The 20,759-nt window shown below is 65.9% G+C and carries 21 protein-coding genes; 7 read left to right on the plus strand and 14 right to left on the minus strand.

The window, feature by feature from the left end:
• Positions 1 to 60: 60 nt before the first annotated feature.
• Positions 61 to 717, plus strand: a complete 657-nt coding sequence (locus tag VEC01_RS16835; protein WP_324902063.1) for a carbonic anhydrase — start codon at positions 61 to 63, stop codon at positions 715 to 717.
• Positions 718 to 753: 36 nt separating this feature from the next.
• Here VEC01_RS16835 and VEC01_RS16840 read toward each other — a convergent pair whose 3' ends face one another.
• The 6 genes from VEC01_RS16840 to VEC01_RS16865 form a co-directional block, all read right to left on the minus strand.
• Positions 754 to 1,419: a hypothetical protein gene (locus VEC01_RS16840; protein WP_324902064.1), complete on the minus strand. Its 666-nt coding sequence runs from the start codon at positions 1,417 to 1,419 to the stop codon at positions 754 to 756.
• 15 nt (positions 1,420 to 1,434) lie between these two features.
• Positions 1,435 to 2,076: an ANTAR domain-containing response regulator gene (locus tag VEC01_RS16845; RefSeq protein ID WP_324902065.1), complete on the minus strand. Its 642-nt coding sequence runs from the start codon at positions 2,074 to 2,076 to the stop codon at positions 1,435 to 1,437.
• A gap of 243 nt (positions 2,077 to 2,319) precedes the next feature.
• Positions 2,320 to 2,667 carry an Hpt domain-containing protein gene (locus tag VEC01_RS16850; protein WP_324902067.1) on the minus strand — a complete coding sequence of 116 codons (348 nt, stop codon included), beginning with the start codon at positions 2,665 to 2,667 and terminating at the stop codon, positions 2,320 to 2,322.
• Complete coding sequence (locus tag VEC01_RS16855; protein ID WP_324902068.1) at positions 2,660 to 2,980, minus strand: hypothetical protein; 321 nt, start codon at positions 2,978 to 2,980, stop codon at positions 2,660 to 2,662. The genes VEC01_RS16850 and VEC01_RS16855 overlap by 8 nt, the downstream gene beginning before the upstream one ends.
• Before the next feature lie 11 nt (positions 2,981 to 2,991).
• The gene (locus VEC01_RS16860; RefSeq protein WP_324902069.1) at positions 2,992 to 3,315 is read right to left on the minus strand and encodes a hypothetical protein; all 324 of its coding nucleotides are present in this window, start codon (positions 3,313 to 3,315) and stop codon (positions 2,992 to 2,994) included.
• A 139-nt stretch (positions 3,316 to 3,454) separates the two neighbouring features.
• Entirely contained in the window at positions 3,455 to 4,231 is a 777-nt protein-coding gene (locus tag VEC01_RS16865; protein WP_324902070.1) for a transporter substrate-binding domain-containing protein, read from the minus strand.
• A gap of 364 nt (positions 4,232 to 4,595) precedes the next feature.
• Here VEC01_RS16865 and VEC01_RS16870 point away from each other — a divergent pair, with 364 nt between their 5' ends.
• Positions 4,596 to 6,713, plus strand: a complete 2,118-nt coding sequence (locus VEC01_RS16870; protein WP_324902071.1) for a putative bifunctional diguanylate cyclase/phosphodiesterase — start codon at positions 4,596 to 4,598, stop codon at positions 6,711 to 6,713.
• A 251-nt stretch (positions 6,714 to 6,964) separates the two neighbouring features.
• Entirely contained in the window at positions 6,965 to 8,104 is a 1,140-nt protein-coding gene (locus tag VEC01_RS16875; RefSeq protein ID WP_324902072.1) for a GNAT family N-acetyltransferase, read from the plus strand.
• Between the two features lie 14 nt (positions 8,105 to 8,118).
• On the opposite strand, the gene VEC01_RS16880 is transcribed toward VEC01_RS16875, so the two are convergent.
• The 3 genes from VEC01_RS16880 to VEC01_RS16890 form a co-directional block, all read right to left on the minus strand.
• Positions 8,119 to 8,556 carry a hypothetical protein gene (locus tag VEC01_RS16880; RefSeq protein WP_324902073.1) on the minus strand — a complete coding sequence of 146 codons (438 nt, stop codon included), beginning with the start codon at positions 8,554 to 8,556 and terminating at the stop codon, positions 8,119 to 8,121.
• A complete protein-coding gene (locus tag VEC01_RS16885) occupies positions 8,540 to 9,457 on the minus strand; it encodes a lipid kinase (protein ID WP_324902074.1) in 918 nt (305 codons plus the stop codon). The genes VEC01_RS16880 and VEC01_RS16885 overlap by 17 nt, the downstream gene beginning before the upstream one ends.
• Before the next feature lie 101 nt (positions 9,458 to 9,558).
• Entirely contained in the window at positions 9,559 to 10,125 is a 567-nt protein-coding gene (locus tag VEC01_RS16890; protein WP_324902075.1) for an NnrU family protein, read from the minus strand.
• 352 nt (positions 10,126 to 10,477) lie between these two features.
• Between VEC01_RS16890 and VEC01_RS16895 the strand changes: the two genes are divergently transcribed.
• Entirely contained in the window at positions 10,478 to 12,181 is a 1,704-nt protein-coding gene (locus VEC01_RS16895; RefSeq protein WP_324902076.1) for a methyl-accepting chemotaxis protein, read from the plus strand.
• A 17-nt stretch (positions 12,182 to 12,198) separates the two neighbouring features.
• Here VEC01_RS16895 and VEC01_RS16900 read toward each other — a convergent pair whose 3' ends face one another.
• Positions 12,199 to 14,367, minus strand: a complete 2,169-nt coding sequence (locus tag VEC01_RS16900; RefSeq protein ID WP_324902077.1) for a CHASE domain-containing protein — start codon at positions 14,365 to 14,367, stop codon at positions 12,199 to 12,201.
• Positions 14,368 to 14,544: 177 nt separating this feature from the next.
• Positions 14,545 to 15,447, minus strand: coding sequence for a LysR substrate-binding domain-containing protein (locus VEC01_RS16905; protein WP_324902078.1), 903 nt, complete (start codon positions 15,445 to 15,447; stop codon positions 14,545 to 14,547).
• A gap of 126 nt (positions 15,448 to 15,573) precedes the next feature.
• On the opposite strand from VEC01_RS16905, the gene VEC01_RS16910 reads away from it, so the two are divergent.
• Positions 15,574 to 16,209 carry a glutathione S-transferase gene (locus tag VEC01_RS16910; protein WP_324902079.1) on the plus strand — a complete coding sequence of 212 codons (636 nt, stop codon included), beginning with the start codon at positions 15,574 to 15,576 and terminating at the stop codon, positions 16,207 to 16,209.
• Between the two features lie 2 nt (positions 16,210 to 16,211).
• On the plus strand, positions 16,212 to 17,171 hold the full coding sequence (locus VEC01_RS16915; RefSeq protein ID WP_324902080.1) for a pyridoxamine 5'-phosphate oxidase family protein: 960 nt from the start codon (positions 16,212 to 16,214) through the stop codon (positions 17,169 to 17,171).
• A 180-nt stretch (positions 17,172 to 17,351) separates the two neighbouring features.
• On the opposite strand, the gene VEC01_RS16920 is transcribed toward VEC01_RS16915, so the two are convergent.
• Both VEC01_RS16920 and VEC01_RS16925 read right to left on the minus strand, forming a co-directional pair.
• The gene (locus VEC01_RS16920; protein WP_324902081.1) at positions 17,352 to 18,353 is read right to left on the minus strand and encodes a formylglycine-generating enzyme family protein; all 1,002 of its coding nucleotides are present in this window, start codon (positions 18,351 to 18,353) and stop codon (positions 17,352 to 17,354) included.
• Positions 18,354 to 18,419: 66 nt separating this feature from the next.
• Positions 18,420 to 19,337, minus strand: coding sequence for a DUF808 domain-containing protein (locus VEC01_RS16925; protein ID WP_324902082.1), 918 nt, complete (start codon positions 19,335 to 19,337; stop codon positions 18,420 to 18,422).
• 159 nt (positions 19,338 to 19,496) lie between these two features.
• Between VEC01_RS16925 and VEC01_RS16930 the strand changes: the two genes are divergently transcribed.
• Entirely contained in the window at positions 19,497 to 20,174 is a 678-nt protein-coding gene (locus VEC01_RS16930) for a 1-acyl-sn-glycerol-3-phosphate acyltransferase (RefSeq protein ID WP_324902083.1), read from the plus strand.
• Between the two features lie 11 nt (positions 20,175 to 20,185).
• On the opposite strand, the gene VEC01_RS16935 is transcribed toward VEC01_RS16930, so the two are convergent.
• On the minus strand, positions 20,186 to 20,512 hold the full coding sequence (locus VEC01_RS16935) for a hypothetical protein (protein ID WP_324902084.1): 327 nt from the start codon (positions 20,510 to 20,512) through the stop codon (positions 20,186 to 20,188).
• Between the last annotated feature and the right edge of the window lie 247 nt (positions 20,513 to 20,759).

Below are 20,759 nucleotides of genomic sequence, written 5' to 3' on the forward strand. Positions count from 1 at the left end.
CAGTTGCGCGCCTGCGGCAGTCGGATACACTTGCCGTCCAAGAGAATAAAGGAGGCAGTAATGAGCGATGCACTGACAGCACTTGAACGCCTGAAGGAAGGCAACCGCCGGTTCATGTCCGGTACCGCAAACAGCCATACCTTGCTGAGTCCGGAGCGGCGCAGCGAACTGGTCGCCGGGCAGCAGCCGTTCGCGATCATCCTCGGCTGTTCCGATTCACGCGTGCCGGCGGAGCTGATCTTCGACCAGGGGTTGGGCGATCTGTTCGTGATACGCATTGCCGGCAATGTCGTCGCGCCGTCGCAGATCGGCAGCGTGGAATTCGCGGCCGAGCGCTTCGGCACGCCGCTGGTGGTGGTGCTCGGGCATTCGCACTGCGGCGCGGTGTCCGCGACCCTCGAGGAAATCGTGCGCCCGATGCAGAACCAGTCGCGCCACCTGCGCTCCATCGTCGAACGCGTGCGGCCGGCGGTCGAGCAGCTGCTGGCGACCGAGCTGCGCAACGACCCCGAGGCGCTGCTGCACCATGCGGTGCGCGCCAACGTGCGGTCGACCGCCAGCCATCTGCGGCACGGCTCGGAAATCATCGAGCAGCGCATCCGCAGCGGGCAACTGCTGGTGGTGGGCGCGGAATATTCGCTCGAATCCGGCGAGGTGGATTTCTTCGACGTGCCCGATATCAGCCGCTTGGCAGCGCCAGGGGGCGCGGCCGAATAATCCGGGCCGGTGCGATCGCGCACCGGCACATCGCAGCTAGTTCCAGGTGACGGAAACGCCGCCGAGCACGCTGCAGCCGCACTCGGGCAATGGCGTGCCGCGCGGCGCATTGAAGCCGCGGCAGCAGACATAGCGCAGGTGGAACGGCAGCCAGTCATCCAGCACCCAGCGCGAGAAACGGTCGCCGACGAACAGCATCGCGTTGGCCGACGCCTCTAGGCAGCGCTGCACCGCGCGCGTTTCCGGCGTCAGGTCCTGGTTGTGCGGCTGTTCGAGGATATACAGCTCCTTCAGGCTGCGCAGGTTCTGGTCGAGGAACAGCAGCAGCAGGTCACGCGCGCTGTCGCCGTCGTGGCGCGCGGCGTAAAAGCTCTGGCCCCAGACCTGGCAATAGTCATGGAAGCTCATCGGACCATCGGCGGAGAACAGGCGCTGCAGATGGAATTGCACCGCCGGGCTGTAGCGAACCTGGTCTTTCTTGCACAGCGCGCAGGTCCAGAACGCCGGCTTGCCGATACGGCCGAGGAAGCTGTCCTCGCGCGGCGTGCCGCCGCCCAGGCCGAGCGCGTCAGGCGCGAACAACCCATCCAGGCGGGCCAGGAAGACCGACGCGATATTCGCTTCCAGTTTCTGCAGCGCGGCCGGAACCTCGCTGACGGGCGGGAGGTCGTCGGGAGCGGCGGCGCGCTTGGGGACGGGCATGGACTTCCTTTCGAATCAGGCCGACTTGTTGCGCATGTTGGCGACCATGGTCTTGAACACGCCGATCTTTTCTTCCGCCGCGAGCAACTCCTGCGCGACCTCGTTGAGCTTGCAGCGGTTGGCGCGCGCATAGTCACGCATCACTTCGAACGCCGTGTTGCGGTCGGTCTGCAGCCGGGCCATCAGCAGGCCCACGGCCATGCTGGTTTCGCGGCCGGCTGCCAGCGCCGCAGTCAGGTTCGCTTCGGTGCGGCGCAACTGCCGAATCTCGTCGGCGCGTGCGAGCGCGGCTTCGACCGCGGGCACGATCTGCCCGTGCTCGAAAGGTTTGACCAGATAGCCGACCGCTCCATAGTCGGCCGCCTGCCGCACCAGTTTGATGTCATTGTTGCTGGACAGGAACATGAACGGCAGCTGGCTGTCCGCCTGCAGCCGCTTCGCCAGTTCGAGCCCGGACATGCCCGGCATGTTCACGTCCAGCAGCGCCAGATCGTATGCCTGCTGCGCCAGCGCTTCCAGCGCGGCTTCACCCGACGCCGCCTTGCCGGTGGCAAAGCCAGCGTGATGGAAGAGGTGCGACAGCAGGTCGAGCGTGATGGTATCGTCGTCGACAAGCAGGATGCGGCGTGAAAAAGGGGGCGCTGCAGTCGTGGCCATAGAGACAGCGGCTCGGTCAAAGGGATTGGCGGAATTTGGCCAGGCACTACCGGTCCGATACCGCTGGTAGTAAGCCGTGCTTAACCGCGATGCTCGGCCACCCTGCCGAATAATTCATTGATTTGGGTCAATTTTGCCCGGGGATGATGTGGTGTGGCGACAGCATGCGCCGCGAGTTGTCGATTTGTCACGCCCTGCGCCGCCGGACGTGACGGTCCGCGGGAATGATATTGCGGCGGGCGATCAGCGGACTGCCGCGGCCGCCCATTGCAGGAAGGCCTCGACATCATGCAGCACCTCGTCGAGCGCCGCTCCGGCCGCGGCGTCCTTGCGCGCCGCCCCGAGGCGGATCTCGAGGTCGGTGGCGCGCATTCCCAGTTCGGCGAAGCCGAAGGTGCCGGCCGATCCGGCAAGGGAATGCAGCTGCAACAGCAGCGCATCGAAGTGCGCTGTCTGCCGCTCCGCGCGGCAGCGGTTCAGGTTGCTGCCGATGTCCTGCAGGCGGCCCGGCAAGGCGGCGACATAGGCTTCTTCGATGGCGCGCAGCGCCGCGTCGAGGTCGGCGTCCGCCGCCGCGTTCTTCTCATGCATGTCCCTGTCCTTTGCGTTCCCGGATCGTGCTGATCGCACCCGGGGTGTGGTAATGCGCAATCTCCGCGGCCTGGACCTTCGCCGTCATGAAAATCAGGGGCAGTTGCGCGTCCCGCGGCAGCCGGCGCAACGCCGCCGGTGTGCCCGGGCCTTCGACCGCGAGGCAGGCGAGCGGCATGCCCACCTGCCGCGCCGCCGCGCGCGCGATACGGGCAGAGCGCGCATCAGCCGCTGCTGGCGTCGCGTCAGGATAGAGATGCGGGTTCGGCACCGGCTTGTCCAGAGCCGTATTCGCCGCCGGATGGTGGTGCATGCCGGGCGACCTCAATCGGCTGCCGGCTGGTGCCCGCGCGCGCCGCGCTTCTGACGGCGCCGGTCCAGCCACCAGGCGAGTGCCGGCAGCGCAAGAAATCCGCCGGGCGACACGAACAGCACCACGTAGGGACTGAGGGAGGCCAGCCTGCGCAGCTGCTGGCGCAGCGCGCGCCGGTCGGCATCGGTCCATTCCTCGCCGTTGCGCTGCTTCATCAGCAGCTGCATCAGGCCCCGCATGCCCGATATTTCGTTCCACAGGCGTTCGCGTTCGCGGTTTTGCAGCGCCCACAGGCCGCGCAGCGACCGGTGCGTGAGCTGCACAGGTTTGTTCACGACTGAGCGAAGCCGCTGTATCACGATGCGCTGTCCGGGAAAGGGAATGGTTATCGCCGCGCAAGGAGGGCGCGGCGCTTTTTGTTGCATTTTACGTCAGCGGTGGAAAGTGCAATAGCGCAATCGACGCGCTGTTGCATCATTGCCGCCGGTCGAGTTGCTGGAAGTACTCGGATTCAAGCTTGCGCAGTTGCATGCCTTGCAAGGCGCGATCGAACGCCTTCTGCAACTCGCGCCCCCGTTCGGTATGCTGGAAGCAGACGTGCAGCGACAGCTCCGCCAGCGGCTTTTCGTGGAAGACGAATTGATGCCGGTCGCGCGCCAGGCTCGGCTCGGTCGCCAGCAGGTAGCGCAGCACCAGTTTGTCGATCACCACCGCATCGACCCGGCCGGCCAGCAGCTTGCGCAGGTTGAGCATGTCGCTGGGCGATGCGTCCGGGTTCAGCTTGCCGTCGCGTACCGCGTTGTCGAAGGCCGGGCCATTGGAGAAGCCGGCGACCACGCCGACGCGCAGCGACGCCAGGTCCTGCAGCGCGTTCCATTGCAGCGGCGCGTTCCGCAGGTAGGCAAAGCCGACCGTGCTGCTGCCGATGGGAGCCGAGAAATGGCACTGGCGCGCGCGCTCCTCGGTGTAATACGCAGGGAAGTAGCCGGCGTACTGCGGGTCCTTCATGCCGAGCTGCATGGCCCGTGTCCACGGAAAGTATTCGATTTTCGTGCGGTAGCCGAACTGGCGCGCGGCAAGGTCAGCCACGAAGCCGGACCAGCCTTCCTGATCCAGCTGCGCGCCGACATAGGGCAGCCATTCCAGGCTGGCCAGAAGCATCGTGTTCGGCGCCGCGGAAACCTGCGCGGTGCTTGCCGGCGCAGCAATGCAGAGCGGCAAGAACAGCGCCAAGGTCAATTTGCGTATCATTCCATCCCCGGTACGCCGCCTCACCTGCGAGGGGCTGCTCCCATCAATATGGGACAAGTGTAGCGCAGATCGATTCTGTCCGGCGGGTGCGTCGGGGCGACGCAACACGGGCTATGAGGCCGGTGTCCGGTGCTCCTTGCGCACGCGGTCACGCCCTGCGGAATCGCCCGCCTCTGCACTGCGACGGGACAGGAAAGCCGGCGCGGGAACGGCGGCTTGCACCCTCATGGTGCGCTGCCGCCCGCATTCCTGCCCATCTTCGCCTTGCCAGACCAATGCAAGCAGGCATCGTACTTGCATGATTGCAATGCTTGCTGACTGGTCAGCCGTTTCCTGCCGCTGCCGCAAATACCGGAATCCCCCCATGCGACATCTTGCCCATGCCCGCGCCTGCCTGCCGGCCGACTGTCCCGCCGCCGCTGCGCCCGCCGGTCTGCTGGCGAATTTCGACGGCATGATCTACCGCTGCCGGCCCGACGACGGCTGGTCGCTGCAGTTCGTCAGTGCCGGCTGTCTGGCGTTGACCGGCCATGCCGCCGTCGAATTCGCGGCGGGCCGCGTCCGCCTGGCAGACCTGGTGCATCCCGACGACTGGCGGTCGACGCGCGCCGCGATTCACGCGGCGCTCGCGGACGGGCGCCGTTACCGCATCGAATACCGCCTGCGGCGCCGCAATGGGGCCGAGCGCTGGGTGGCCGAGCACGGCAGCGGCGTGCTCGGGAGCGACGGCGCCTGCAGCGCGCTGGAAGGCTTCGTGCAGGACATCACCCTGCGCCGCGCGGCGGAACAGGCGCTGCACGAGGCCGAGCGGCGCTACCGCAGCATCTTCGAGAATGCGGTGGAAGGCATCTTTCAGTCCACGCCGGACAAGGGCTACCTGGCGGTCAATCCGGCGCTGGCGCGCATGTACGGTTACGACTCGCCGCAGCAGATGACCGCGATGCTGCGCGACATCGAGCACCAGCTTTATGTCGATCCCGGGCGCCGCGCCGAATTCCTGCGACTGATGGCCGCGCACGACCAGGTGATCAACTTCGAATCGGAGGTGCGCCAGCGCAACGGCAACGTGATCTGGATCTCGGAAAACGCACGCGCGGTGCGCGGGGTAGGCAACGACATCCTGTTCTACGAAGGCACGGTGGTCGACATCACGGTGCGCAAGGCGTACGAAGAGACGATCCGCTACCAGGCCACGCATGACGCGCTGACCGGCCTGCCCAACCGTAACCTGCTCTCGGACCGGCTGCAGCAGGCGATGCACCAGGCGCAGCGCGACGGCAGCATCGTCGCCGTCGCCTTCATCGACCTCGATCACTTCAAGTTCGTCAACGACAGCCTCGGCCACCAGACCGGCGACGAATTGCTGAAGGTGGTGTCGGCCCGCCTGACTTCCTGCCTGCGCGCCACCGATACCGTCGCGCGCCAGGGCGGCGATGAATTCGTGGTCGTGCTCGGCAGCCAGAGAAGCATCGAAGCGGTGACCGACACCGTGCGCCGTCTGATCGCGCTGGTCGCCGAGCCATGGTCGATCAACGGCATCGAGCTGCAGGTGACCTGCAGCGCCGGCATCAGCCTGTATCCCGCGGACGGCCAGGATGCCCGGATGCTGTTGCGGCATGCCGACTCCGCGATGTACAAGGCCAAGGAGCTCGGGCGCAACCACTTCGAGTATTTTGCGGCGGAGATGAACCTGCATGCCACCGCTCGGCTGGAGATGCTGCACCACCTGCGGCATGCGATCGCCAACAATGAATTCGTGCTGCACTACCAGCCCAAGGTCGACCTCGCGAGCGGCCGCGTGGTCGGCGCGGAAGCGCTGATCCGCTGGTGCAGCCCGGCGCGCGGGCTGGTTCCGCCGGCCGCGTTCATTCCGCTGGCCGAGGAAAGCGGCATGATCATCGCGATCGGAGAATGGGTGCTGCGCACCGCCTGCGCGCAGAACGTCGCGTGGCAGCAGTGCGGCTACCCGGCGATCCCGGTATCGGTCAACCTGTCGCCGCGCCAGCTCGCTCGCGCGGATGTAGTGGAGCTGGTCGCCGCGGCACTGCGCGAGAGCGGGCTCGCCCCGCATTGCCTGGAGCTGGAAATCACCGAATCCGTCGTCATGCGCGACGTCGATCAGTCGCTGGCTACACTCAGGAAGCTCAAGGAGCTGGGCGTGAAAGCATCGATCGACGATTTCGGCACCGGCTATTCGAGCTTGAACTACCTCAAGCGCTTCCCGGTAGACACGCTTAAAATCGACCGGTCGTTCGTGAGTGACGTCGCCACCGACCAGGATGATGCAGCCATTGTGAAAGCAGTGATCTCGCTTGCGCACATTCTCAACCTGCGGGTGGTGGCCGAAGGCGTCGAGGCGGAGGAGCAGCGGCTCTTCCTGCTGGAGAACGGCTGCGACGAGGTGCAGGGCTACCTGTTCGGCAAGCCGGTGCCTTTCGATGCGTTCGCGCAAGCGTGGCTGCGTGCTGCCGAAGAAGATTGATGCGCTGCCAGTGCGGACGGCATTGTCCTGCGCAGCAGGAAACATCCTGACAGCACGCCCGGCTTGCGCTCGTGGGGCCCCTGTGCGCGCCTTTGCGTTCACACAAAAAAGTTGCGCACTGCGGCATGCGCGCACTGAACTCTTGTTCGGATCCCAATCAAAACCGAGTGAGTGCGAACGGGATGAGCGTTCCCGCGGGCCGGACCCGTCCTGCTGTTCCGCTCCGTGTACCGATTTAGGGAATGAATACGATGAGCAGCAGACAAGAACAATCCATCGAAAAAGCGCCGAACAATGCGGTCGCGATGCAGGTGGCGCCGTGGTCCGACATCTCCATCCAGTGCTATGAAGAAGACGTTCCCCCGTTTATCGGCGGCGTGCTGGAAAAGCTGTACGGCAATCTGTTTTCCTCGCTTTCCTATTACCGCATCTTCGGCGGCGCCGACAACGCCAGCGTGTTTGTCGTCCGCGACGGCAAATCCATCGTCTGCGCGTGGCTGTTTCGCCGCCACCGCAATACGGTGCGGGTCATTAACGAAGGCATCCGCGTCGACGAGGACGACCTTGCGCGTTTCGCCGCCTATATCTTCGGCCGCTATTCCTCGGTGAAGGCAATCTCCTTCCATGCGGTGCGTCCGCACCTGGCGGAGCTGGGGTTGCCCTACCAGCGTTTCAACTGCCTCGAAGACATGGTGCTCACGCTGCCCAGCAGCCCCGAGAGTTATCACGCCAGTCTCGGGCGCTCCACGCGCAGCTACATCCATCGCTACATGAACAAGTTGAAGCGCGACTTTCCGCGCTTCGAATTCCGTGTGCTGACCGCGGAAGCAGCAAGCGAAGACGTGATCCGCCACATCATCAGCCTGAACCACCTGCGCATGGCGAGCAAGGGCAAGGAATCGATCAATGACGAAGACACGACGCGGCGCATCGCGGCGATGGCGCGCGAATGCGGAACGGTCGGCGTGATCCTGGTGGACGGGCGCATCTGCGCCGGCTCGATCAACTACCGCGTCGGCGGCAACTACTTTCTCGAAACCCTGGCGCATGATCCGGCCTACGACGATTACCGGCTCGGCACCCTGTGCTGCTACCTGACCATCTGCGAATGCATCGCGCGGCGCGGCGCCGAATACCATTTCCTCTGGGGGCAGGACGACTACAAGACCCGGCTGCTGGGCGTGCAGCGCGACCTCGACGATCTGGTGATCTATCGCTCCCATCTGCACATGCTGTTGCATGGGAAACTGGTCGTGCAGCATGCGGCGCACGCGGCGCTGCGCCGCGCGCGCGTGTGGATACGGACGGTGCGCCGCCGCGACAGCTTCGCTGGCCGCCTGGTAAACCGCCTGTGGCGGCTGGCGCGCGGACTGGGAATGGCCAAGTCCTGAGCGGCGGCCGCCGCTCAGTCGCCCGTCGCATGCAACTCCCGGCGTGCCTTGTCCGTGTGCGCAAGCAGGCGCTGCAACGTATCCCGCGGTTCCGTTCCCAGGTCCTGTTCCAGCGCTGCGCGTATCGCGTCCGCGAGCGCTTCCTCCAGGCGCGCGCAGTCGGCGAGCAGCGCCGCGCGCGCGTCGCCCGTCAGCAGCCCCTTGATCGCGGACAGCAGATGCACCGCGGCTTCGCGGTCCGGGTCGGGCGTCTGCGGCAGGTCGTCCAGCGCCCGGATATGCACAGCCAGTTCATCCCACAGGCGCTTCCTCTCTTCGGACAGGGTAAGGCATACCCCGGACAACGGGTCGTCCGCGAGGTCCTTCACGGCGGTTTCGTAACGGTGCGCCGTTTCCAGGCACAGCTTTTCGACGGCATTGAGCGCCGTCTGTCTTTCATCCCTGAGCAACATTCGTCATGTCCTTCCTGCTCTCGAAATAGGCCTCCGGCACGAAGACGCTGATCGCGCCGGGAATCAGGTCGAATGTGGCCGGCGTCGAGCTGACGACTTCGCCGTCGGCGCTGACATTGAGCTTCCTGCGGGTGGCAATCCTGATCCGGCGTCCCTGCGCGATCACGACCGGATGCCATTCCTCGAATCGACCGGTACGCAGCGCCGGCAGGCATTTAAGCAACTGCCACGCGCCGAGCGGCTCTATGCTGTACAGAAAAAGCAGGCGGTCGTCGATGCTTGCGTTCTCCGAAACGGTCATGCCGCCGCCATAGTGCCGCCCGTTGCCGACTGCAATGTGGATGGAAGGCAGGCGGCTGGTCTGCCCGTCGCACTCGATGTCAGCATGAAAGGGCCGGAACGACCCGAGCGTCCTGAACAGCGCGCGCGCGTAACTGAGCGCGCCCCAGCGCCGCTTCACGTCGCCCGACAGGTGCTCCCGCGCGCGCACGCCGAGGCCGATGTGGGCGACATTGAAAAAAAAGCGGTCGTTTACCCGCCCGAGATCGATCCGGTGCAGTATGCCGTCGGTAATCACCTTGCCCGCCTCCGCCGGTTCGACCGGGATCTTCAGCGTGCGCGCAAGATCATTGGCGGTACCGAGCGGCAGCACGCCCAGCGGCAGCCGGGCAGCCGCCAGCGCGCCCGCGGCGGCATTCAGCGAACCGTCGCCGCCCCCGATGATCACGCAATCCACGTCGGTTGCGTGGCGTTCGATGAGCGCGGGTATCTGGTCCGGCCGTTCCGTCATCCGCAGCAGAACCTCCACTGCACGGCTGGCCAGGTGCTCGGTGAAGACGTTGATATCGCCGGCGCCGTTGCGGCTCTTTCGGTTGACGATAAGTAACGCGCGCTTCGGCACAGCATCTCCCGGAAAAGTAATCCGCCCACCGCAGTTCTTGTCATTTATAGCTGTGACCTTGCGCAGGGGCAGCGGTTCCGGGGTTTGAGGACCGCCGCCGTTCACAGCCCCCAATGCACGGCGGGCACGCCGAACAGGTGGCGGTGGAAGGCCATCACCAGCAACGCCAGCACGATGCCGCCGCCAACCGCCATCATGTCCTGCCGTGCCACCGGCGCGAAGGTCTTGATCGCGTTTCTCTGCACCGCCGACAGCAGGTCGATCGCGGCATAGGCGAGGAAGGCGCCAAACAGCAGCGTCGCCCTGAGCTCCCCGTTGGCGAGCAGATGGACGCCGGACCACAGGCCCAGACCGAGCAGCATCGGATGCTTCAGCCGGCGACGGATATGGGTACGCATGTTCGCCGACGCGAACAGTACGAAACTGATGATCATCGCCAGCGGCGCCAGCAGGATGGCGGCGCGGAACGGCTGGAACAGCAGCGGCGCGGACGGCGCGCGTGCATACCCGATCACGATCAGCACCAGGCCGATTGCCGACACCGCCGAAAACATTCCCTTGTAGCCCTTTTCACCAAGCCGGTCGTACAGCGCATCGCGCAAGCCGGCGAGCACCGGCAGCAGGTGAATGCCGAGGAACATCGCGAGTCCGAGAATCAGTATGGTCATGACACCTCCCTGTGATTGTTATGCAGCGAGCGTAGCGGATTGCAAGGAAAATCCGCGTGATGCACCTCAAGCGCATTGCCCGCGCGGCCCGGTGATGCCTTGCTGCAGGCGTCCTCGCTGGCTTCGTGTAGGACGGCGTCGGTATCCGGGATTGCGGACGGCACGCGGGTTTCGCAAACTTTGACTTAAATCAATTCTTATTGCTATGCGTCACCATTAGCATCGGTTCGCGGTCGTTGGAAAGCGACGCGCCGCATTGATACCAACAAAGGCCGGTTCCACGGTGCGGCGTGCGGTCTTCCCCCAGCGCGAGCAAGCCGAACGGACAGCGGCCCTGGCTAAAGGGTAGACCATGTTCAAAAACATCACGATCCGTTCGCGCCTGATTTTCGTCCTCGTTTTCCTTTCCGTCCAGCTCATCGTCGGCGCCGGCATCGGTATCGGCGCACTCGGCCGCGCCAACGATGCGATGCGCTCGCTGTACGACGACCGGCTGGTAGCGCTCGGCCAGCTCGACCAGGTCGTGCGCCTGCTGACGCTCAACCAGTTGCAGATCGCCAAGGCAACCACGGATGACCCGGCCGAGGCCCGCCAGGTGATGGACGGGGTCGACAAGAACATGGAGACCGTCAACAAGGTCTGGGATGCTTACATGGCGACCTACCTGACGCCCGAGGAGCGCAAGCTCGCCGAGAAGTTCGCCGAAGCGCGCAAGGCCTTCGTCACGGAAGCGCTCAAGCCCGCAGTGGAAGCGATCCGCGCACAGGACGCCAGGCGCGCGACCGAACTGCTGCACGGCCCGATGGAGAAGCTGTTCGAGCCGGTGCGCGGTGACATCAACGCGCTGATCCAGCTGCAGCTGGAGGTGGCCAGGAGCGATTTCGAATCGTCCCAGTCGACCTACCGCCTGGTGCGCAACGCCTGTACCGCGGGCCTGCTGCTCGGGCTGCTGATGGCAGCCGGCGTCGGTTACTGGCTGATCCGCTCGATCCTGAATCCCCTCAATGAAGCGGTGGAGATCGCCGGCGCCATCGCCGCCGGCGATCTCACCCGCAAGGTCGTGGTGAAGTCCGCGGACGAAACCGGCCGCCTGATGCAGGCACTGAAGAACATGCATGACAGCCTGGTCGGCATCGTCAGCCAGGTGCGCACCGGCACCGAGGCGATCGCTGCCGCGTCCAGCGAGATCGCGTCCGGCAACCGCGACCTGTCCACCCGCACCGAGCAGCAGGCCGGTTCGCTGGAAGAGACCGCATCCTCGATGGAAGAGCTGACCTCGACGGTAAAGCAGAATGCCGACAACGCGCGCCAGGCGAACCAGCTCGCCTCGTCCGCCTCGGACGTTGCCGGCAAAGGCGGCCAGGTGGTGGCGCAGGTGGTCGAGACCATGGGAGCGATCAACGAATCGTCCAGGAAAATCGTCGACATCATTTCCGTCATCGACGGCATCGCGTTCCAGACCAATATCCTGGCACTGAACGCGGCGGTGGAAGCGGCGCGCGCCGGCGAACAGGGGCGCGGCTTCGCGGTGGTGGCGGCCGAGGTGCGCAGCCTGGCCCAGCGTTCCGCCGCCGCGGCAAAGGAAATCAAGGCGCTGATCGACGATTCGGTGGAAAAGGTCGGCAGCGGCGCGCGGCTGGTCGATGAGGCCGGCGCGACGATGCAGGAGATCGTCGACAGCGTCCGGCGCGTGACCGACATCATGGGCGAGATCACCGCGGCGAGCCAGGAACAGACAGCCGGCATCGAGCAGATCAACCAGGCGGTGGCGCACATGGATGAGGCGACGCAACAGAACGCGGCGCTGGTCGAACAGGCGGCCGCCGCGTCGCAGGCCATGCACGACCAGGCCGTCCATCTCTCCGATGCGGTCAGCGTGTTCAAGCTCGATGCTGCGCAGGCGGCGGCGCCCGCGGCGCCAAACACGCCAAGGGGGCCACGGATGCCAACCGCGCCGGCAGCCGCCTTGCCGGCCGCGCGCGCGGCCGCCGTACCCGCCCCCGTGCCGAAACGCCTGAATGCCACGACCCGCGACAACGACTGGGAAGAGTTCTGACCTTTCCCCGGAGTGCCTCACGCCGGGATGGCGGGCGACGCGGCCGGTGCGGCGGTGGGAATGGAAATCCGCAGGGTAGTGCCTTTCCCCGGCGCGCCCTCAATGCTGAACTCGCCGCCAAGCGCGAAAACCCGCTCGCGCATGCCCATCAGCCCAAACGATGCCGGCTTGTTCAGCATATGCGGCAGGGCGCCGATGCCGTTGTCCGAGATGGTCGCCTCGAGCGCGGCATCGAGCAGGCGCAGGCGGATGTCCACCTGCGTGGCGCGTGCATGGCGGGCGATATTGGTCAGCGCTTCCTGCAGGATGCGGAACACCGAGGTCGCCACTTCTTCCTCCAGCACCTCGTCGATATCGGTGCCTTCGATCTCCAGCGAGCAGGCGACCGCGCAGCGCTGCCTGAACTGGTTCACCTGCCATTCGATCGCCGCATGCAGCCCCAGGTCGAGCACGCTCGGACGCAGGTGGTTGATGATCGCGCGCACCGAACGCATGACGCCGTCGACCTGGTCCAGCAGCGCGTGCACGCGTCCATTGAGCGCCGGATGGTTGCGGCGGGTCGCCTCGTCCAGCAGCGAGACATCGATGCGCAGCGCCAGCAGGTTCTGGCCGAGTTCGTCATGGATCTCGCGCGCAATCCACTTGCGTTCTTCTTCCTTCACGCGCGCCTGGTGCGCCGCAAGCTCGCGCAGTTCCGCCTGCGACTGCCATAGCGCTTCCTCCGCCAGCTTGCGCGCGCTGATGTCCTTGGCCGTGCCGCGATAGCCGAGGAACCCGCCGGCCGCATCGAACAGCGGCTCGCCGCTCACCTGTATCCAGTACACCATTCCATGCGCCGTGCGCACCCGGTATTCGACGTCGGCGAATGCCTGGTGCGTGTCGAGCCGATCCTGGTGAGCGCGCAGGCCGCCGGCGATTTCCAGCGGCAGTTCCCGACGTGTCTTCCCGAGCAGCAGGGAGGTTGGCGTGTCGAACAGGATTTCGGCGCTGATATACGTGAACCGGAGGGCGGCATCCTGTTCCCAGTACCAGTCGGAAGACAGGTCCGCCAGGCGGTGAAAGCGTTCCTCGCTCGCGCGCAGCGCTGCTTCGATGCGCTCGCGCTCGGCGATGTCTTCACGCAAGCGCGCATTCGCCTGCGCGAGTTCGGAAGCACGCACGCCCAGCGACTGCAGGTAGAGCGCAAGCAGCGCGGTCACGACCGCGCCGGAGGCGAGCGCCAGCCAGGCCGAAGCCGGGGTGTCGTTGAACATGTCTCCGTCATGGACGGCAACAATCTGCCAGCGCAGGCCGGCGACGTCGACGCTGCGGGTTTGGCTGACGGGGCCGGCGGCCGAAAGCCACCGTCGCGCGCGGCTTTCGCCGTCGCCCCTGCGGTAGAGCAGTTCCGGATTGTCGCCGTTCTCGACATAGACGCGCAGCTCGACGTCGGCCGGATGCAGCAGCGTCGCGCGTTGCAGTACGTGCTGCATCAACGCCTCGACCCGGAATACGGCCGCGGTATAGCCGAGGATCGCGCCCTCGCTTTGCGCTGCGTTGCGTCCTTGGGAACCGGGCCGGTAGACGGGCATCACCAGCGCGAACGCGCGCTCCGGGCTGGAGCCGGAAAACAGGTCGAACATGCCGGTGGCGCTCGGCAGACCGGTGCCGGCCGCCCGCGCCAGTGCCCGCTGCTGCCCCGGCAGGGACGCGACATCCAGTCCGAACGCGGCGGTATTCGTGGCAAAGGGCGCGATCTGGTCGATCACGTGATAATGCGGCCGGCTTTTCGCAGGCACGCTCACGCCGTCGCGCATTTCGCTGATCGCGAAATCCGGTCTCAGCCGGCGCATCGCGGCTTCGAACGACGGCCGCTGCGCGTCCGGCACCACGCGCACGAAGGAAAACGCCTGTATGTACGGATGCAGTTCCACCATCTGCGTCGCGAGTTCCTGGAATTGCTGGCGCTGCGGCTGGCCCGAGCCGGACACGAACCGGTTGAGTATGGTGAGGCCGGCTACCGCGTCCTTGAATTCCTCCTCGAACGCCGCCTGCCGCAGGTCGGCCGCGCGCTCCAGCACTTTCGCGCGCCGGTCCGCTTCCGCATTGACCAGCCACACGCACAGGGTGCCGGTAAACGCGAGGCCCGCCCCCAGTGCCAGCAGGGCGACGGCGGATACCGGCTTGCGTGAAAAGTGAGACGACAAGCTATTCCTCGCGGAAGGGACGAGACCTTTAGATGCTACGAGGAAAACCTTGTCAACGAGTAGTAAAAGTTGACGAAATCATATTCGATTGATATTTCTCAAACGAAAGCGTCCGGTAACAAGACAATTATTTCAAATGAGAAATTCGGCGTTGCAAGAAATCTACACTTGCGGCTGCTACAGCTTCATGAAATCGCAGGCGCGCAAGCGCGGCACCGCAAAGTCGATGAAAGCCCGCACCCGGGTCGACATCAGTTTCGAATGGGGGTACAGCAGCGTGACCGGCACCGGTTCGGTTTCATACTTGCGCAGCACCGGCTTGAGCTCGCCCGCCTGCACCGGCAGCTGCACCTGGTAGGACAGGAATGCGCCGAGTCCGAGCCCGTCGCGGCAGGCATCGACCGCGGCCTCCACCGAGTTGGTAGTGAGATGCGCCGGTACCGGCATGCCGAAGATCCGGCCGTTCTCGCAGAACTGCCATTCGCTGAGCACGCCGCGGCCGGTAAACCGGATGCCGGCATGGGAGCGCAGTTCGGACGGGTGGCGCGGCGTGCCGTGCCGCTTCAGGTAGGCCGGACTGCCGCAGATCACGCGCCGCAGCAGGCCCGCCGGCACCGCATGCAGGCTCGACTCGGCGGGCGTCCCGATGCGCACCGCCACATCGACGCCCTCCTCGATCAGGTCGATGTTGCGGTCGAGCAGCAGCATCTCCACCGTGAGCCGGGGATGCAAGCGCATGAACTCGCGCAACAGCGGCGCCACATGCAGCCTGCCGAACAGCACTGGCGCGGTTACCACCAGTTTGCCGGCCGGTTCCGCCCTGGTATCGAACAACGTGTCTTCCGCCTCCTCCAGCTGCCCCAGCGCATTCTTGCAGATCGCCAGGTAGCGCTGGCCCTCGTCGGTAAGGTGGATGCGGCGCGTGGTGCGGTTGAACAGCCGCACGCCAAGCGCGGCTTCGAGCTCCGCGAGACGCCGCACGACGGTCGGCAGCGAGGTGTCGAGCGCATGCGCGGCCGCGGTCAGGCTGCCGCGGTCGGCGATTTCGATGAAGGTCTGGATGCCGCGGAGTTTGTCCATGTCATGTGCGTCGGAGCGTGGCAAATTCCTCAATATTATGGAGGAATCTTCTTTGTCTCATACTATTTATTCAGCAATCCGCAGCGCGCACAATCGCTACTCCCCCAGCACAACAAGGAGACCCTCATGCAAGCAGCCGCTCCCATCGATCTGTACCGCAGCGTCCTGTCCGGCCATGCGCACCGGGTCGAGCTGTTCCTGTCCCTGCTCGGCCTGCGCTATACCGCGATCGACGTCGACCTGCGCGCTGGCGAACAAAAGAAGCCGGAATTCCTCCGGCGCAATCCCTTCGGCCAGGTGCCGGTGATCGATGACAATGGCACCGTGGTCGCCGACTCGAATGCGATCCTGGTCTACCTGGCACTGCGCTATGGCGACGCGCACTGGCTGCCGCGCGATGCGGCCGGCGCGGCCGCGGTACAGCGCTGGCTGTCGGTTGCCGCCGGCGACATCGCGTTCGGCCCGGCGCTGGCGCGCCTCGGCATGCGCTTCGGCCGGCCGGTCGACATGGAGGCCGCGACGCAGCGCGCCGCGCGGCTGTTCACGGTGATGGAGCAGGAGTTGCAGTCGCGCGCCTGGCTCGCAGGCGAACACATCACCATCGCCGACGTCGCCGGCTACAGCTACATTGCGCGCGCGCCGGAAGGCGGGATTGCGCTCGATCCCTATCCGGCACTGCGCGCCTGGCTGGCGCGCATCGAGGCACTGCCGCGCTTCGTGCCGATGATCGAACTGCCGGCGCCGCCGGCGCAGGCGGCGTAAGCATGGACGGCCAAAAGACGGCGCTTGCCGCAGCCTTCCATGCGGGAGAGCGCGATGCGCAGGAGCGCGCCGGCGTCAGGGCGCAGATGGAAAGGGTCGGCGCGGCGGTATTGCGCGGCTACATGCCGGAGCAGCACCGCGAATTCTTCCCCTTACTGCCGACCTTGTTTGCCGGCGCGCAGGACGGCGAAGGCAGGCTGTGGGCGTCAATGCTGTGCGGCCGCCCCGGCTTCATCCGCTCGCCGGACCCCGTGTCGCTGCGCATCGACGCGCGCTTCGATGCGCACGACCCGCTCGCCGCGGCGCTGTCGCCCGGCGCGCAGGTCGGCTTGCTCGGGCTGCAGTTCGAGACCCGGCGGCGCAACCGCGCCAACGGCAGCATCGTCGCCGTCGACGACGCCGGTTTTGCATTCGCGCTGCGGCAAAGCTTCGGCAACTGCCCGAAGTACATCCAGAAGCGCGAGCTGCGGGTGCCAGGCGCGCTGCCGGCGCCATTGCCCGACCGGTCCGGCGGCGCATTGCTGCCGCCGGCGGCGCTGGCGCTGATCGCGCGTGCCGATACCTTCTTCATTGCCACGGCGGCGGAGGCGGCGGCGGGCACCGCGCACGGGGTCGACGTGTCGCACCGCGGCGGCCGGCCAGGCTTCGTGCAGGCAGCGGCATCGGGTGACTTGTCCTGGCCCGATTTCCAGGGCAACAACTTCTTCAATACCATCGGCAACCTGCTCGCCGACGGCCGTGCCGGACTGCTGTTCATCGATTTCGAGCAAGGCCATCTGCTGCAGCTGAGCGGGCATGCGGAAGTGGTGTGGCGCGGTGCGGAGGTGGATGCTTTCCCCGGCGCGAAACGCCTGCTCCGGTTCCGCACGTTGCGTCATGTGCTGCGCCCGCATGCGCTGCCCTTGCGCTGGACGCTGGTCGAGCCCTCCCCGCATCTCGACGCGACCGGCGCCTGGCGCTAGTAGATCATCCAGATGGTTTTAACACGTAGAGGAATGTAGGGTGGGTAGAGCGCGAGCGAAACCCACCGTGCGCCTCGATGGACGAAGTCAAAACGGCGGGTTTCGCCTGCGGCTCTACCACCCTGCCATCCTCCAGGTGCCAAACCCTGATCTGCTCGCCGTGCCTCGGTCGCGCCCCGGCTAGGGTTTTTCCAGCAGCAGCCGCATGCCGACCAGCGTGTAGCGCGTGCCTGGATGGTTCCAGTTGCGATAGGAGGCGCGCGCATAGAACGCCCAGGTATGCCAGGACCCGCCGCGCCGCACGCGCACCTTGCCGCTGTCCGGCCCCTTCGGGTCCTCCGCCGGCGACCGCGCGTAGTAATCGTCGTCATGCCAGTCGGCGCACCATTCCCACACGTTGCCGTGCATGTCGTGCAGGCCGAAGGCATTCGGCCTGAAGCTGCCCACCGGCGCGGTGAACGGGTAGCCGTCGCTGCCATCGAGCGCGAACGCCGCCCACTTTTCCCAGTTGCCCCTGGCCGACGCATCGAACACATTCGCCGACTGCAGCAGGGACTGCGGATCGTCGCCGCTGTGATAGCGGGTGCGGGTGCCGGCGCGCGCCGCGTATTCCCATTCGGCTTCGGTTGGCAGGCGATAGGTCTTGCCTTCGGTCTTGCTCAGCCAGCGCGCCATTGCCGCCGCGTCGTTCCAGGTGATGTTGGTGACCGGATGGTCGTCGCCCTGGGTAAAGCCCGGGTTGCGCCAGGAATAGGCCGGGCTGCGCCCTTCGAACGCGTCGCCACGCGCCGATTGCGCCGGATCGTATTGCGGGTTGTAGCCGTAGCCGCCGGTGCCGTCCGCCTCGGATTCGGGCCGGTAGCCGGAGGCGTCGAGGAAGCGGCGGAACTGGCCGACCGTGACTTCGTGCCGGCCGAGATAGAACGCGCGGGTGATGCGCACCTTGTGCACCGGCGCTTCATCGCCGAGTTGCGCAAAGCGCGCGGGATCATACTGCGGATAAGCACGCGCCAGCGCTTCCGGTGTTTCGTCGCTGCCCATCAGGAATTCGCCGGCGGGCACCAGCACGAACTGCATGCCCAGCGTGTTTTCATGGACAACCGGCTGCGCTGCCGAGGCGTTCAGCGGCAGCAGGGCGAGGAAAAGAACGGCGGCGAGTGGAAAAGCGGCGGGTGCGTGCATGGCGGATCGGCGGCAGGAGGGGCTTCAGGTTAGCGCCGGTGTGCACCCGGGTCAACCGGCGTAGCCTCAGGCGCGCTTCAGGCGGCCCAGCATGCGCTGCCCGGCCGTGACCACGCCGAGCACGATCGCGCCGGCGACGATGCCGACCACCGCGCTGCCCAGCGCCGACACCAGCGGGCCAAGCGCGCCGGCGGCATGCGCGAATCCTTCCACCGCATGATGCACCGCCGGCAGTCCGTGCGCGAGGATGCCGCCGCCCACCATGAACATCGCCGCAGTGCCCGCCACCGACAGCGTTTTCATCAGGTACGGCGCGATGCGCAGGATCGCCCTGCCGAGTGCTTGCGCCATGCCGCTGCTGCGCTGCGTGAGATAGAGCCCGCCGTCGTCGAGCTTCACGATGCCGGCTACCAGCCCGTATACGCCGATGGTCATGATCGCCGCGATGCCGACCAGCACCGCGACCTGTTGCGCGAACGTGGCGTCGGCCACGGTGCCCAGCGCGATCACGATGATCTCGGCAGACAGGATGAAATCGGTGCGTACCGCGCCCTGCACCTTTTCCTTTTCAAACGCGACCATGTCGACCGAGGGATCGGCAAGCGCGCTGACCAGCTCCGCGTGATGGCTCTGGTCTTCTTCCTTGCGGTGCAGGAAACGGTGCGCCAGCTTCTCGAAACCTTCGTAGCAGAGGAAGGCGCCGCCGATCATCAGCAGCGGCGTCACCGCCCACGGTGCGAAGGCGCTGATGGCCAGCGCGGCCGGCACCAGGATCACCTTGTTTTTCACCGAACCCTTGGCCACCGCCCACACCACCGGCAGTTCGCGTTCCGCGCGCACGCCGGCCACCTGCTGCGCGTTCAGTGCCAGGTCGTCGCCCAGCACGCCGGCGGTTTTCTTGGCGGCGACCTTGGTCATCACCGACACGTCGTCGAGGATGGTGGCGATATCGTCAAGCAGGGCTAACAGGCTGGCTCCGGCCATGTGGCAATCCTTTAAAAAGTTGTCTGATTGTCGATTGAATCATGAAGCAGTATAGCGGGTCACGAATTGCCGCATCTGTCTTCGCCTTCAGGTAACATTCGTTTCCACAAATCAACACGGGCTCCATTTGAAAAGAACAGGGCCTCCGTACCCCACACCATGCCTGACCATTACCTGACATCCCGCAACGTCGCGACAAGGAAGCAGCGTTGCGCGGTACGCCTGCTCGCCCTGTTCGGCTGGCGCGTGAACTTCGCGCCCCTGCCCGGGCCGCGCGGCGTCGTGATCGTCTATCCGCACACCTCGAACTGGGATTTCGTCATCGGCCTGTTGGCGAAATGGGCGATCGGGATCCGTTTCCGCTGGCTCGGCAAGGAAGCGCTGTTCAAGGGCGTCTGCGGCGCCTTGCTCGGTCCCCTGTTCCGCTATTGGGGCGGCGTGCCGGTCGAGCGCGGCGCCAGCACCGGCGCGATCGAGCGCCTGGCGCAGCAAATCAATGCAGAGGAAGAATGCTGGCTGGCACTGGCGCCGGAGGGCACCCGCAAATACCGGGATGCATGGCGCAGCGGCTTTTATCACATCGCATTGACCGCCGGCGTGCCGGTGGGACTGGCCGGCTTCGACTATGCGACGAAGGAAGTGCGGCTGGTGACCTATCTGATGCTGACCGGCGACTACACTACGGATCTGGCCAGCCTGCGCGAGGCGTATCGCGGTTGCCGCGGCATGCGCCCGGATTGCGCGGCGCCGATCGCATTCGGCGCGCCGGCGCCGGCCGCCCAGCCGAAGCCGAAGCCGAAGCCGAAGCCGATGCGTGCCGCCGGCGGCCGCTCATGATCCCCTCATGATCACTCTTCGCCGCTGACATCCTCGCCGAGGTACTCCTTGCGGAAGTCGCGTTCGATATGCGAGTAGAACGTCGAATCCTGGTACTTGTTGCGGAACCAGCGGCACCACGCCGCGTCGTGGCGCAACGCGGCGAGCTCTTGCTCCAGCGCTTCGATTTTCCGTGACTTGTCCTGCGCATCCGCCTGCGCCGCCGCTTCCGTTGCGCGCAACTGCCGCGCCAGATCGGCGTTGGCCGCTCGCAAGTGTTCGATGGCGCGCGCCGCGGCTTCCACCCGTTCCAGCAAGTCGTCGAGCGTGATGCCCTTGCGGCCCTCCTGTTGCGTCAAACCCGGTCTCCCATACGCACGCGTTGCGGTGCAACGCGTTGTTTAGGTGCGCCGGCGTGACATCAGTTCCGCGCGACCGTGCCCGACCGTTTCCGGCGCGGCCGCAATCCGCAACTGTTGACGAAAGGGGCGGGGGTGGGGCCGATGGAAACCCGATCTTGTTGATCGCGCGGAACGCTGGAAATGGCGTCCAGGAAAGCTTCTAAACCGCCTCTGCCTGATCCCGGCCGAAGGCTGGCCGGGACGG

Source organism: Noviherbaspirillum sp. (assembly GCF_035627455.1).
In the GTDB taxonomy this organism is placed as follows: domain Bacteria; phylum Pseudomonadota; class Gammaproteobacteria; order Burkholderiales; family Burkholderiaceae_D; genus Noviherbaspirillum.